The 13,492-nt window shown below is 57.6% G+C and carries 10 protein-coding genes; 6 read left to right on the top strand and 4 right to left on the bottom strand.

The annotated features are described in order from the left end of the window. Nucleotides 1-57 precede the first annotated feature (57 nt). The 4 genes from COHPA_RS0106950 to COHPA_RS0106935 all read left to right on the top strand — a co-directional run bounded on the left by COHPA_RS0106950 (nucleotide 58) and on the right by COHPA_RS0106935 (nucleotide 6,688). Nucleotides 58-1,233 (top strand): exonuclease SbcCD subunit D, encoded by a 1,176-nt coding sequence (locus COHPA_RS0106950; RefSeq protein ID WP_027085474.1) that lies wholly within the window; start codon nucleotides 58-60, stop codon nucleotides 1,231-1,233. Continuing rightward, nucleotides 1,230-4,328 carry an AAA family ATPase gene (locus COHPA_RS0106945; protein WP_027085473.1) on the top strand — a complete coding sequence of 1,033 codons (3,099 nt, stop codon included), beginning with the start codon at nucleotides 1,230-1,232 and terminating at the stop codon, nucleotides 4,326-4,328. Before COHPA_RS0106950 ends, COHPA_RS0106945 begins: the two co-directional genes overlap by 4 nt. Nucleotides 4,329-4,404: 76 nt before the next feature. Next, nucleotides 4,405-4,776: a DUF423 domain-containing protein gene (locus tag COHPA_RS0106940; RefSeq protein ID WP_027085472.1), complete on the top strand. Its 372-nt coding sequence runs from the start codon at nucleotides 4,405-4,407 to the stop codon at nucleotides 4,774-4,776. A 100-nt stretch (nucleotides 4,777-4,876) separates the two neighbouring features. After that, a complete protein-coding gene (locus COHPA_RS0106935; protein ID WP_027085471.1) occupies nucleotides 4,877-6,688 on the top strand; it encodes a putative bifunctional diguanylate cyclase/phosphodiesterase in 1,812 nt (603 codons plus the stop codon). 481 nt (nucleotides 6,689-7,169) lie between these two features. Here COHPA_RS0106935 and COHPA_RS0106930 read toward each other — a convergent pair whose 3' ends face one another. Next, a complete protein-coding gene (locus tag COHPA_RS0106930) occupies nucleotides 7,170-7,661 on the bottom strand; it encodes a hypothetical protein (RefSeq protein ID WP_027085470.1) in 492 nt (163 codons plus the stop codon). Nucleotides 7,662-7,834: 173 nt separating this feature from the next. On the opposite strand from COHPA_RS0106930, the gene COHPA_RS0106925 reads away from it, so the two are divergent. Then, nucleotides 7,835-8,149, top strand: coding sequence for a YunC family protein (locus COHPA_RS0106925; RefSeq protein WP_027085469.1), 315 nt, complete (start codon nucleotides 7,835-7,837; stop codon nucleotides 8,147-8,149). Between the two features lie 6 nt (nucleotides 8,150-8,155). Here the strand turns inward: COHPA_RS0106925 and mtnA are convergent, their stop codons facing one another. The 3 genes from mtnA to COHPA_RS0106905 all read right to left on the bottom strand — a co-directional run bounded on the left by mtnA (nucleotide 8,156) and on the right by COHPA_RS0106905 (nucleotide 11,712). After that, the gene (gene mtnA / locus COHPA_RS0106920; protein ID WP_027085468.1) at nucleotides 8,156-9,238 is read right to left on the bottom strand and encodes an S-methyl-5-thioribose-1-phosphate isomerase; all 1,083 of its coding nucleotides are present in this window, start codon (nucleotides 9,236-9,238) and stop codon (nucleotides 8,156-8,158) included. A gap of 35 nt (nucleotides 9,239-9,273) precedes the next feature. Then, on the bottom strand, nucleotides 9,274-10,485 hold the full coding sequence (gene mtnK, locus COHPA_RS0106915) for an S-methyl-5-thioribose kinase (protein ID WP_027085467.1): 1,212 nt from the start codon (nucleotides 10,483-10,485) through the stop codon (nucleotides 9,274-9,276). Nucleotides 10,486-10,686: 201 nt separating this feature from the next. Further along, complete coding sequence (locus tag COHPA_RS0106905; protein WP_027085466.1) at nucleotides 10,687-11,712, bottom strand: LacI family DNA-binding transcriptional regulator; 1,026 nt, start codon at nucleotides 11,710-11,712, stop codon at nucleotides 10,687-10,689. A gap of 440 nt (nucleotides 11,713-12,152) precedes the next feature. Here COHPA_RS0106905 and COHPA_RS0106900 point away from each other — a divergent pair, with 440 nt between their 5' ends. Further along, complete coding sequence (locus COHPA_RS0106900) at nucleotides 12,153-13,463, top strand: sugar ABC transporter substrate-binding protein (protein ID WP_027085465.1); 1,311 nt, start codon at nucleotides 12,153-12,155, stop codon at nucleotides 13,461-13,463. Nucleotides 13,464-13,492 lie beyond the last annotated feature (29 nt).

The following is a 13,492-nucleotide window of genomic DNA, read 5'->3' as shown; positions in this document are numbered from 1 at the left end:
TTAAAATAGTTAAGAGAATCGTTCGATTCCGTAAAATGTTCGGGAGGTTACGCCTTCATGAGGTTCATACATACGGCGGATTGGCATCTAGGCAAGCTGGTACAGGGCGTCTATATGACGGAGGATCAAAGGTTCGTGCTGCGGCAATTGGTAGATGCGGTAGAGCGGGAGCGCCCGGACGCGGTCGTCGTCGCGGGCGATCTGTACGATCGGGCGGTACCGCCGACGGAAGCGGTCGAGCTGCTGGACGAGCTGCTCGCCGAGCTGGTGCTGCGCATCGGCGTGCCTGTGCTAGCGATTTCGGGCAACCACGACAGCCCCGATCGGCTCGGGTTCGGCACGCGCATTATGGAGGCGCGGGGACTCCATCTCGTCGGGCAGTTGCCCGCGGAGTCGAAGCCGGTCGTGCTGAAAGACGGGGACGGCGAGGTGCATTTTCACCTCGTACCGTATGCCGACCCGGCTCAAGTTCGGTTCGCTTACGGGGACGAGACGATTCGTACTCACGACGACGCGATGAAAGCGATCGTAGGACGGATCGGGGAGCGGATGGTTGCAGGCGCTCGACACGTGTTCGTCGGACACGCTTTCGTGACGCCCGGCGCGGCGCCGCAGGAGAATACGAGCCAGTCGGAACGGCCGCTTGCGGTCGGCGGCGCGGAGCACGTTCACGCGGAATACTTTAAGGCGTTCCATTATACGGCGCTCGGCCATCTTCACCAGGCGCACCATGTCGGCGACGAGCGGGTACGGTATTCGGGTTCTCCGCTCAAGTATTCGATATCCGAGGAGCATCATCGCAAAGGGTATTACATCGTCGAACTAGCGGGAGACGGTACGGTTGCGATGGAGCAGCGGTCGTTCGCGCCGCTTCGCGACATGCGCAGAATCGTCGCTCCGGTCGAGGAGATCGTAGCCGCGACCGGTTTCATATCCGAGGATTACGCGTTCGTGACGCTGTTAAGCGACCATCCGGTGCTGTTCCCGATGGAGAAGGCGCGCGCCGTGTATCCGAATGCGATGCATGTCGAGGTTAAGCCGGCTACCGTAGCGGAGGGTGCGGTTGAGGATGGCGCCGACCACGCCGGCGTATCGCGCAGGGAAGCCGATCCGGTGTCGCTGTTCGCGGCGTTCTACGAGGAAGTCAAAGGGCAGCCGCTTACCGAGGATAAGAGGCGCTTGTTCGCCGAGACGTACGCGGAAGTCGTGCGAGAGGAAGGTGGCGCGGTATGAGGCCGATTCGATTAAGCATGACCGCGTTCGGTCCGTATCGCGACACCGAGACGGTCGATTTTCGGTTGCTGGAGGATCGGCGGCTGTTCGTCATCTCCGGCAACACCGGCGCGGGCAAGACGACGATATTCGATGCGATCTGCTTCGCGCTGTACGGAAGCGCCAGCGGAGAAGACCGCGCGGAGACGCGGATGCTGCGCAGCCATTTCGCGGAGGACGACGTCCATACGGCGGTCGATTACGAATTCGGCGTAGGCGGGCGCACCTATCGCGTCATTAGGCAGATGCCGCACCGCCGCGCAGGCAATAAGAACGAAACCGGCGGCAAATCCGAGCTGTACGAGACGACGTCGGGAGAGGACGTGCCTTGCGTCGACCGGTTCATCGTCTCCGACGTGAACGCGAAGCTGGAGTCCGTCATCGGGCTGACGAAGGAACAATTCAGTCAGATCGTCATGCTGCCTCAAGGCGAATTTCGCAAGCTGCTTACGTCCGATACGGACAATAAGGAAGAGATCCTGCGGCGCATATTCCGGACAGGGCTGTACGAGAAGCTGGAAGAGAAGTTTCAGCGCAAGCACCGCGAGCTGCAGGACACGCTGAAGCAAGAGAAGGCGACGCAGGACGTCTACGTGAAGCAGGCCGAGGAGACGCTGCCGCAGCGGGAAGACAGCGCCTTAACCGCGGCCCTGTCGCAGACGTACCGCAGCTCGGCGCAGGTGATGGAAGGGCTGACGCAGGAAGCCGAATATTACGGCGAGCAGGCTGCTGCGGTGTCGGCGCGCCGCGACGCGTTGGGCGCGAGGCTTGCCGAAGCGGAGACGGCGCTGCGCGAGGGGCTTGCGCTTGCCGGCCGGTTCGCGCAGCTGGCGGATAAGCAGGCGCAGCGGGAGCAGATGGCCGCGCGGCAGAGCGACATCGATGCGCTGGCTCGCGGCGTGCAGCTTGCCGAGCAAGCCGCCAAGCTCGAGCCGTACGAGGAGCAAGCGGAGGCGGACAAACGGCAAGCGGAGGCGAAGGCGGCGCAGCTGGAGCGGACGCTTGGGGCGGTCTCCGAAGCGGAGCGGGCGTTAGCCATGGCGGAGGAGCGTTACCGCGCCGAACAAGCGCGCGAGCCGGAGCGGACCGAGGCGCAGCTCGCGCTGCAGAAGCTCGGCGAGTACGCCGAGGTCGTGCGGACGCTGGAGCAGCGCGAGCAGGAGCTTGCGCTGCTCCAGCAAGAGGAGCGCAAGCTGGCGGCCGAACGCGACGCGGGAGAGAAGCAACTGGTCGAGCTGCGCGAATCCCGGCGGGCGAAGCAAGAGCGGCTCAAGGCGATGGAGGCGGAAGCAGAGCGTCTGCCCGAAGCGGAGAAGCGTCTTCAGCTAACGATCGATCGGTACAAATGGCTGAATGAAATGGTTACGCTCGATGCTCGTCTCATCGAACAGTCCCAGAGCAGGCAAGCCTTGGCGCAATCGGCCGAACGGATGAGACAACGCCACGACGAGCAGGAAGCCTTGTGGTTGGAAGGACAAGCCGGCCTTCTGGCCATGCACCTGCACGATGGAGCGGCTTGTCCCGTATGCGGCAGTCTGGAGCATCCGAGCAGAGCGACCGCAGTCGAGACGATTCCGACACGGGAGCAGATTCAGGAGCTGAAGGAGCAGCTTCGCGCCGCGGAGCAAGTCTTGAACGAAGCGGTTGCCCAAGCGTCGGCGACCGTCGAATTGCGAGAGGGTAAGCTTGCGATCATGGATGAACTCGGGTTGTCCCAGGATCGTTCGTGGTCTGGGCAGCTCGATCAAGCGAAGGAAGACGGCGCAAATCATCGGGCCGATAAGAACAAGCTGGAGGCTCTGAAGACCGAAGCGGTATCTCTCAAGGAAAGCCTTGAGCAAGAGGAAGGGCAATTGGAGAAGCTGCAGACGGATCGCGAACGGCTAATAGAGCGGTTAGGGCGCATCACGCTCGATCGAACGACGAAGCAAACGCTGCTCGAGAACGAGCGAGGCCGCGTACCGGAGGACGTTCGTTCGCCGGCACTGCTGACGTCGCGCCTGAACGGCACATCCGCGCGACTCCAACAGTTGACCGACGCTTGGGAAGCTGCGCAACAAGCGTTGGAGCAAGCGCGGACGCGGGTAACGGTCGAGCGAACGAACGTAACGCAGCTTACGGGCCAGCTCGAAGAGGCCAAGCAGCGGCAAGCGGAAGCCGCCGCCCGGTTCGCTGACGCGCTCGCCAAGAGCGGGTTCGGCGACGACGCGTCAGCCTACTCGTCGGCCAAGCTGCCGGAGCAGGAGCGGATGGCGAGGCAGCGTCAGATCGAGACGTTCAAGTCGGCGTGGGCGGCGCTGGCGCAGCAGATCGAGGAGCTGGAGCGTGAATTAGCAGGGAAAGCGGCTCCCGGGCTCGACGAGATGCACGCCGCGATCGCCGAGCTCAAAGCGAGCAACGATCGCGTAACCGCCGAGCTTCACGGCGTGCAGCAATTCAAGCAGGAAGCGCAGCGCCTTCTAGCGGCGATCGCCAAATCGCACGAGCAACTGGCGGACCTGGAGCGGCAATACCAGAGCGTCGCCGATCTCTATCAGATGCTGAAGGGCGACAACGCGTTGAAAGTGTCGTTCGAGCGCTACATTCTCATCGAATTTCTGGAGCAAATCCTGCAAGCGGCGAACGCCCGCCTGCAAGAGTTGTCGGGCGGCCAATTCCTGCTGCAGCGCAGCGACAGGCTGGAGGCGCGCGGCAAGCAGAGCGGGCTCGGCCTCGACGTGTACGACGCGTATACGGGCCAGAACCGCGACGTGAAGTCGATGTCCGGCGGCGAGAAGTTCAACGCGTCGCTATGCCTCGCGCTCGGGATGACCGACGTCATCCAAGCGTACCAAGGCGGCGTCTCGATCGAGATGATGTTCATCGACGAAGGCTTCGGGTCGCTCGACGAGGAGTCGCTGGGCAAAGCGATCCGGACGTTAATCGATTTGCAACGGGCAGGACGCATGATCGGCGTCATCTCCCACGTGCAGGAGCTGAAGCAAGCGTTCCCGGCCGTGCTCGAAGTCAGCAAGACCAAAGACGGCCACAGCCGAACTTCGTTCTTTTTGAAATAGTTATATCTGTTGGTCAGGTTTAAGGTATGATAGTGAAGCTTGTACTACACCGCGAACAGGGGATTGACGAATACGAATGATCAGATACGTGAAAATCGGCGCGCTCGCCGCCATGCTGTCCGTCGCGCTCGGAGCTTTCGGAGCCCATGCGCTTAAGGACGAACTGTCATCGGACATGATGGACGTCTATCAAACCGGCGTGCAATATCATATGCTCCATGCGATAGGCATTCTGCTCGTCGCGCTGCTCATCGACAGATTGCCGCGCCCGAAGCTGGCGCTGTGGTCGGCGCGTCTGCTGCTGGCGGGAGTGGTATTATTCTCCGGAAGCCTCTATGCCCTCGCGTTAAGCGGAGTGGAAGCTCTCGGGGCGATCACGCCTCTCGGAGGAGTCGCGTTCATCGCCGGTTGGATATGCCTAGCGCTGGCCGCGCGAACCCAAAAGTGAAAAATGTGGGATTTCTCTATACATCTTTCGACTAGCGTTTATAATGAGAGTTGTAGAGAGTTCGCTATTTTTCCCGAATGGGGAGGAAGGACGTCGTCTTGTGAACGACATTTGGCCTGCATGGATCGCCGCCGGTTTAATAGCCGCCGCCGGCTCCGTGGCGTTAGGTCGGCAGTTCGCCCGTAGGCGCCGCCGGCAAGAGGCTTCGGTTCCTTCCTATCATTCCGAACTGCTGAATTCCCTTTATAATAGCAGTCCGGTTGCTTTTGCCGTCATCGATAAGCAGGGCCGACTTCTCGATATCAATCAAGATCCTACGGATTTGATCGGTTACGACAAGTCCGAGATGATCGGAGAGCCGTTCGCCCAATTCGTGGACGAACGTTCGTACGATCATACGTTGCAGATTTTCGTCAGGACGCTTCGGGGACAGAACGTATCGCAGGAAATTCGCGTTGTGCACAAACAGGGCCACCCCGTCGACTTGATCATTTCGTCTTCGCCTTTGGTACGGGACGGTTCGACGATCGGGTTGTTAGTATTCATCCAAGATATAAGCGAACGCATACGCACGTTGGAGCGGATTCGCTACATGGCGTATTACGATGATATGACGGGACTTCCGAACCGCCGTTATTTCACGAGCCGATTGGAAGAGAAGCTCAAGAGCGCCCAATCGCCCGGCACGAAGCTGGCGGTATGCTACATGGACGTCGATCGGTTCAAGCTCGTTAACGCTTCTTTCGGCCGGGAGTTCGGGGATATGCTGCTGCTGCAGATCGCGGAGCGGTTGACCAGATGTTTGCCGGAGAACGGGGACATTGCCCGCATGGAGGGCGATGAGTTCGTCGCTCTGCTGGATCTCGTGAAAGACGGCCAAGACGTTACCGTCCGGCTGGACGCGATGATGGCCGTGCTCGAGGAACCGTTCGAGCTGAACGGCCTTCCGTTGCACATTACGGTCAGCATCGGCGTAGCGGTCTGGGAAGAAGGAATCGTAGACGCGGGCACGCTGATGAAGCGCGCGGATACGGCGTTGCACAAAGTCAAAGAGAACGGCAAAAATCATTATGTGCTCTTCTCTCATGAGATGGATCCGATCGCGATGCAGAAGCTGACGATCCAGCACGAGATGCGGCAAGCGCTGAACAATCGAGAGTTTCGCCTCTACTATCAGCCTCAATACGATTTGGCGTCGGGTCAGATCGTCGGGATGGAGGCTCTCATTCGTTGGAGGCATCCGGAGCGCGGTCTCGTGCCGCCGAGCGACTTCATCCCCGCGGCCGAGGAGAGCGGAATGATCGTTCCGCTCGGAGATTGGGTCATCGAGGAAGCGTGCCGTCAGAACAAGGAGTGGCAGCTTGCGGGCTTGCCGAGCATTCCCGTGTCCGTGAACTTGTCGTTCAGGCAATTCGTGCATCGGAATTTGACGGAGAAGATCGCCGAGGTACTGGAGAAGACGGGACTCGATCCGAAGTTTCTCGAGCTGGAGATTACGGAGAGCATGACGATGGACGTCGATCGGGCTTCGCTCAGCTTGAAAGAACTGACGGAGCTCGGCGTCAACATCAGCATCGACGATTTCGGTACCGGGTACAGCTCCTTCCATTACTTGAAGAAGCTCCCGATCGCAAGGCTGAAGATCGATCGCACTTTCGTGCGCGACATTCAACAAGACCCGAACGACGCGGCGATCGTCGCGGCGATCATCGCGATGGCGCACAACCTTCAGATGCAAGTGATCGCGGAAGGAGTCGAGACGGAGGAGCAGGTGCATTTCTTGCGTCGTCACCATTGCGACGAGATGCAAGGCTACTTCGGCAGTCCGCCGCTCGACAGCGGGAGCATATCGAGCTTATTGAAGGAGCATCTCAACCGCTCGGCGCTGCCGTTAAGCGCGAACTATAGCTAGAATCCTATAGAGACAATTCCCCTAAGGAACTAACTCGAAAAAGTAAATAACCAGGATGGAGCAGGGTTTGTATCTGCTCTATCCTGGTTTTGTTTTGGTCTATCGCAGCCTTTTTAAGGATATGGTGGGCAAGCGAAAGCCAGCTCGATCATCCGCCGAACCGATAGCGCATAACCTTCCTCGCTTCGGAGTCACACCTGTTGTTTGTACCGCAATACCGCAGGCACACTGCATGGAGTACAGTTCGTTATCACAATATCGTCATTTATCTACTGAATAACTGCATCGAATACTTCTCATTATCGCTGAAACAACCGGAACTCTCATTTTCCGCCAAATAGCTGCACTTCGTACCGTTTATAGGTCAAGGTGTATCCCATCCATTGGAATAGCTTCATTGCATGCAGTTAGTCCGAGTGATGACGCTGCGTTGGCCTGGTGGATATCCTCTTTGTCATGCCGCTCTCTATCGACTGACCCTCTACTCGATGAAATCGTCGATTTCGTTCAGGAGAACGGTATACACTTGCTTCTCGTCTACGTGATAGACGGTCAGCATTTGATTGCTCGGGTCGTAGTTAACGACGCGGCACGGTAGGCTCATCTTAACGCCGCGGCCTTTGTTGATATTGAGCCGAATGAGTTGGTTGCTCTGTATGAAATGGCGTATCCGGATTTCAAGCGGGTTCGTCTTACTGGCTTCTTTGGCGTGTGGTTTGGCATTGACGGGTTCTTTGCCGGGGGACTTGACGTGTTCTTTGATCGGGATGGGCACGGTCTGCGTCGTCTGGGCAAGCGCTTGTTCGATCGCCGAGCCGAGCCGTATACCCGATCCGATTCGATAATCCGCGAAATTGCCGCTGTTGAGTACGCGAAGAAGCTGTTCTAATGCCGCTCCGTTGCTTGAGGCATGGAGCATGACGTCTACTTGGAACAGGTAGGCGCCGTCGGAATCGGGTTTCTTCTGTGACATCGTATGTCCTCCACTGGGTACACCGTTTATTTCTTTAGGTAAAATTAATATAACACGTTTTGTCCGCCTAATGTAGTACTTTATAGGGCAAAAGGCCTTAATGTTCGCGAACATTGCCGCATATTCTATACAACGTAATTATGCACTGACTTGGCGGTCTGGAGGTGGTAGGCATGGTTAGAATCGTGCCGATTCGCGTCGACGATTGGACGGCGATCGGCGTCGAAGTGCTGTTGCCCAAGACGACGCTCGTCGCGATCGCGGCAGGCGGCGGGTATATTATGTGCGGCGCGCTGGATGTCGGACTCCTTAACGACAAACTTAGAGACCGGCAGATTATTGCCGGGCGCGCCGTAGGCGTCCGCAACTTCGAGCAGCTGCTCGACGCGCCGCTCGAATCCGTTACGGAAGCCGCTGCGGCAATGGGCATTAACGTCGGCATGAGCGGGAAAGAAGCGGTCCGCCTATTGGCGGGGTCCGCTTCTTAACGAATGCTATAGCTCCGCGAATAAGTTCTTTAAGCTCTCCGAATAAGGCGCGCGCACGATGCCTTTCTCCGTAATGATCGCGGTGACCAGCTCGCTTGGAGTAATGTCGAAAGCCGGGTTGTAGATCGCGACGCCCTCGGGAGCCGTGCGCTTGCCGAATCCGTGCGACACTTCGTCCGGATGCCGCTCTTCGATCGGAATGTCGGCGCCAGTCGGCGTCGACAAGTCGATCGTCGAAAGCGGACAAGCGACGTAGAACGGGATATGATGGGCTTTGGCCATGACGGCCACGCCGTACGTTCCGATTTTGTTGGCGACGTCGCCGTTGGCGGCGACGCGGTCCGTGCCGACGATGACCGCCTGGACCCAGCCTTTGGACATGACATGACCGGCCATATTGTCGCAGATGAGCGTGACGTCGACGCCGGCCTGTTGAAGCTCGAATGCGGTTAGCCGGGCGCCTTGAAGCACCGGACGAGTCTCGTCGGCGAACACTTTCAACCGGATGCCTTGCTCAAGCGCGAGGTAGAACGGAGCGAGCGCGGTTCCGTATTTCGAAGTCGCGAGTCCGCCTGCGTTGCAGTGCGTAAGCACCCCCATGCCGTCCTTGAACAGAGTCAAGGCGTGCTCCCCGATCAATCGGTTCGTTTCCTCATCCTCCGCGTGAATCTGTTGCGCTTCGTCCAACAGCGCGCGAATCGCATCCTCCAGGGACGCGCCTTCGGCGGCTAACGCGTTGGCGCGCGCCTTCATCCGGTCGAGCGCCCAGAACAGATTGACGGCCGTCGGCCGCGAAGTCGCCAGATATTCCGCATGTTTGACGGCTTCCGCAGTCAGTTGCTTCGTATCCCCGGCGAAATCGATAATGCCCAGAACGACGCCATAAGCAGCCGAGATGCCGATGGCGGGTGCGCCGCGGACTTTAAGCTCGCGAATGCCTTCCCATACTTCTTGCGGCGTCGTTAACCGCAAATAGACGGTTTCTTCCGGCAGCAAGCGTTGATCGAGCATCAACAGGGCGTTGTCGTCCCATATCAACGATCTAAGAGCTTCCGGCGTATTGGATTGTTGCGCTTTCGGTGTTGTCACGATGTTGCTCCTCTCGAGGTTTCCGGCAATGGCTGTTACCCGCGCACGACGGCGGATTCCGCGATGTCGATCAGCTGTTCGATCGAAGTCAGCTTGCGGTTGCGTTTAATGAGCTCCTTGCCGATCGCGAGCGCGATTTTTTGCGCTTTCTCGCGAACGGCCGGTTCGGGGATTTTATCGATGTCGGCGACATGGGCAAGGCCCACGACCCGGCGAACCATTTTCGCGCCCGCAAACCCGATCGTATCTTGCAGCAGACGTTGCATGTAATCATCTTGATAGCCGGCGGAGCGCGCGACGCGATCGACTCCGTGCTCGTTCCATAACGCGCGGAATTTGCTTTCGAACCCCGTCCAGATGTCTCGAACGGTCTGAATGAGGTACGCTCTGCGCGACTGTCTGGCGGAATCGCCGTCCGACCAGTGTTCTTGGCTGGCGAAGTTGAGCAATATATTCGCCAGCACGGCGCCGATATCGAAGCCCATCGGTCCGAAGTACGCGAATTCCGGATCGATGACTTTCGTCGATTCCGGCGTAATGAAGATGCTGCCGGTGTGCAAGTCGCCATGAAGCAGGGCTTGCGCATGCGTCAGGAACTTCTCCCGAAGCTTCGCGACTTCCAGATGGAGCTCCGTATCGGACCATAGCAGGGACGCTTCGATCTTCAGGTGGTCGTCGAAGTTGTTCGTATCGGCATCCGTGTAAGGATGGTCGAAGATCAAATCCTCCGTGATTTTACATAGCTCCGGATTCGCGAAGGACGCCGCCAGCGTCTTCTTCTGCTGTTGATTCATGCCGAGATCGGACGTGAAGAACAGCGTGCGGGCCAGGAATTCCGAGATATCGCCGGCGAACTTCGGATAGACGCCGCCTTCGATCAAGCCGCGGCGCATGATGACGTGGCTGCTCAGGTCTTCCATTACTGTAACCGCCAAGTCGTTGTCGGTGTAGTATACCTTCGGCACGAGGCCGGGCGCGAATCGTCCTTCGAGCTTAAGCGCTTCGCTCTCGATCCTTGCGCGGTCCAGCGTCAGCGGCCAAGATTCGCCGACGACTTTGGCGTAAGGGAGCGCCTGCTTCACGATTACTCCCGCTCCTGAGGACGGCTGAGTGACGTGGAACACGAGGTTAAGGTTGCCGTCGCCGATTTCGCGACATGTCAGCTCGCCGTTCCCGCTGAAGAGACCGGGGATGGTCTTCGCGAGGGCGATCGCTTCGGTTTCGGACAAAGGATGGTATTGGCTCATTGTATTCTCCTCCGCGGAACATATCCGATAAGATTAGTACACATTCATCGTTAACAATCTAGATGATAGTATAAATGAATTTGCAGGCGGTTGAAAGCCCGGCCGCGCGCAAAGCAAAGGAAGACCGAACGCCGGCGATTCCGGTCGTCGATCTTCCTCCGCTTATAGGGGTATGAGAGTGCCGGATTTGTCACATCCTTACTACGTGAGCGAGAGCGTGCGCAAGGACGATTCGCGGACGACGAGACGGTGAGGGATGATCTGCCTGGCCGTAATTTCGACTTGCTGGATCATTCGCAGCACCATCTGGGATGCGGTGTATCCCAACTGATACGTACCCACGTCCACGCTCGTGATCGGCGGCATCGTGAGTTCGGTCAGCGCGATGTTATTGAAGCTGACGATGGCGACGTCTTGCGGGATGCGGTAGCCAAGCTCCGTAAGTCCCTTTAATACGCCGAAAGCAACGACGTCGTCGATGATGACGAGAGCGGTAGGGGGCTCGGGTTGCGACATGATGGAAGCCATCGCCCGATAGCCGCTTTCCAACAGAAACTCGCCTTCGACGACCCATCCTTCTTTAAAGGGCAGACCGGCCTCGCTTAACGCCTTCGTATAGCCTGCCATACGGTCTTGCGTCATGGCGAGCTTGGTCGGACCGCTGACGAAGCCGATGCGGCGCTGACCTTGGGCGATCAGATGCTTCGTCGCGTCGTAGGCAGCTTGCACGTTGTCGTTATCGACCGACGGTACGTCTTCGTAATCCAGGCTTCTGCCTAACAGCACGAAAGGCATTTTTTCTTGGCGAAGCAGATGGATGACCGGGTCGGAGGCGCGGGAGTAGAGCAGCAGCAGCCCGTCCACGCGTCCGCTTCGGACGAGCCGGGTCACGGTTTCGAGCTCCTCCTGCTCGTTCGTTCCGCCCGCCATGAGCAGGTCGTAACCGGAGCGGGTGAGCTGGGCGAGCACGCCGCGAATCAATTCGTAGAAGAAGAAGTTGAGCAGCAGCTCTTCCGCCGGCCGCGGCAGCACGACTCCGATCGTGCGGGTCGTTCTGGACACGAGGCTCTTGGCCATGATGTTCGGATGATAGCCAAGCTCGTCCATGATTTCTCGTACGCGTTTGCTCGTTTCCTCGCTAATGCGGGGATGATTCGCGATGACCCTCGATACCGTCGAGGGAGAGACGCCCGCTTTCTTCGCGACTTCCTTTATTGTGACCGCCATAAGGTTTCGTCCTTTGTTCTAGTATTTGATTAATCGTATCGGAAACGCCTGAAAGTGTAAACCGGTAGTTGTTGTTGCGCAGATTGCACAAAAGTATCCGTTTACATTGTGCCATCTGTTGCACAAATCAACAAGGTTAGGGATTGTTAGAAAACGAGAGATAAATAGAGTATTTATAATATTTTATAACCTAAATGAACGAAAATAATATGTGCAAACGATTTACTTATTTTTGATTAGGCGTATCATAAGAGATGTGTTAAAAAGCGCTTTCAAATCCGCGAGCATGCTTGATTAATAAGAAAATCGGCGATATGTGTAGTGCTGTGCAACGATGAACAAACGTTTGCGCAAACGGCTACAAAAATATGCCGATTGATGGCATGCGGGTACGGCAGCGCACAAATCTATTGAGAATCAGAGAGGGGTTCACACGGTTTATGAGCAAAAAACAACTGCTACTTCTGTCCCTGGCGTTGACGACTGCGGTCGGTCTGACAGCATGCGGAAGCAACAACAATGGGAACAACGCTTCCCCTAGCGCACCTGCAGCAACGGAGAGCGCTCCGGCAGGAACCGATGAAGCGCCTGCCGAAGAACTCGCGCCGGAAGCAGGCGCAAAGCTCGTTGCTTGGTACTCCGCAAGCGAAAAGCAGCTTGTAGAAGAAGCGGCTGCGACTTTCAAAGACAAATACGGCATCGACGTGGAAATCCAAGACGTAGGCCCGGATAAATCGATCGAGAAAATCATCAACGACGGCCCCGCGGGCGTAGGCGCGGACGTATTCCTCGCGGTTCACGACCGCCTAGGCGCAGCTGTGCAAGCCGGCGTCGTTCTGCCGAACGATCTGCACGAAGAGGGTTCCAAAGCGAACAACTCCGACAAAGCGGTAGATGCGTTCACGATCGACAACGTTCTTTACGGCTATCCGATGTCCGTCGAGACGACGGCAGTATTTTACAATAAAGACCTCGTTCCTACGCCACCGAAAACCTGGGACGAAGTGATCTCTTTCGCCAAAGGCTTCAACGACGTTAAGAACCAAAAATACGCGTACATGTGGGAAGTCGGCAACGGTTACTGGAGCTGGGCGTTCTTCGGCGGATACGGCGCGTACGTATTCGGCAACGACGGTTCGGATCCTAACGATATCGGCCTGAACAACGCCGGCGGCGTTGAAGCGGCGAAGTTCTTCGGAAGCCTGAAGGATCAAATCCTTCCGATCAAAGCCGGCGACATCAAAGCCGACATCAAAACGAGCTTGTTCAACGAAGGCAAACTCGCGATGAACGTATCCGGCCCTTGGCAAACGAAAGAATTCCAAGCCAGCGTGAAAAACCTCGGCGTTATGGAATATCCGTCGCTGCCTAACGGCAAGCCGATGATGCCGTTCTCCGGCGTAAAAGGCTTCCTCGTTAACGCCTACTCGAAATATCCGATCGCCGCGAAGATGTTCGCCGAGCTCGTGTCCGGCGAAGCGTCGCAAGCCCGCAACTTCGAGCTGTTCGGAAGCTTGCCTTCCAACAAGAACGTAGCCGCAAGCCCGACGGTAAGCAACGATCCGTTCGCAAGCGTGTTCCTGAGCCAGTTCAACAATTCCACGCCAATGCCTAAGATCGCCGAGATGAACGGCTTCTGGGCAACGCACGAAGCGGCTCTCGCTTCCCTGTGGAACGACAAGGCCGACGCTCAGAAGACGATGGACGAATGGGCGAAGAAAATCAAAGACGCCAACGCTGCGGCACAGTAATCCGCGGAGACATCCAGAATAAACGAGTT

Origin of the sequence: Cohnella panacarvi Gsoil 349 (assembly GCF_000515335.1) — a bacterium.
GTDB lineage: Bacteria > Bacillota > Bacilli > Paenibacillales > Paenibacillaceae > Cohnella > Cohnella panacarvi.
This window is presented reverse-complemented; position numbering and strand designations above follow the sequence as displayed.

Bases quoted from the DNA above. Each gene is read 5' to 3' on its own strand.
- COHPA_RS0106950 (WP_027085474.1), top strand. From the start codon at position 58: ATGAGGTTCATACATACGGCGGATTGGCATCTAGGCAAGCTGGTACAG.
- COHPA_RS0106945 (WP_027085473.1), top strand. From the start codon at position 1,230: ATGAGGCCGATTCGATTAAGCATGACCGCGTTCGGTCCGTATCGCGAC.
- COHPA_RS0106940 (WP_027085472.1), top strand. From the start codon at position 4,405: ATGATCAGATACGTGAAAATCGGCGCGCTCGCCGCCATGCTGTCCGTC.
- COHPA_RS0106930 (WP_027085470.1), bottom strand. From the start codon at position 7,661: ATGTCACAGAAGAAACCCGATTCCGACGGCGCCTACCTGTTCCAAGTA.
- COHPA_RS0106925 (WP_027085469.1), top strand. From the start codon at position 7,835: ATGGTTAGAATCGTGCCGATTCGCGTCGACGATTGGACGGCGATCGGC.
- mtnK (WP_027085467.1), bottom strand. From the start codon at position 10,485: ATGAGCCAATACCATCCTTTGTCCGAAACCGAAGCGATCGCCCTCGCG.
- COHPA_RS0106905 (WP_027085466.1), bottom strand. From the start codon at position 11,712: ATGGCGGTCACAATAAAGGAAGTCGCGAAGAAAGCGGGCGTCTCTCCC.
- COHPA_RS0106900 (WP_027085465.1), top strand. From the start codon at position 12,153: ATGAGCAAAAAACAACTGCTACTTCTGTCCCTGGCGTTGACGACTGCG.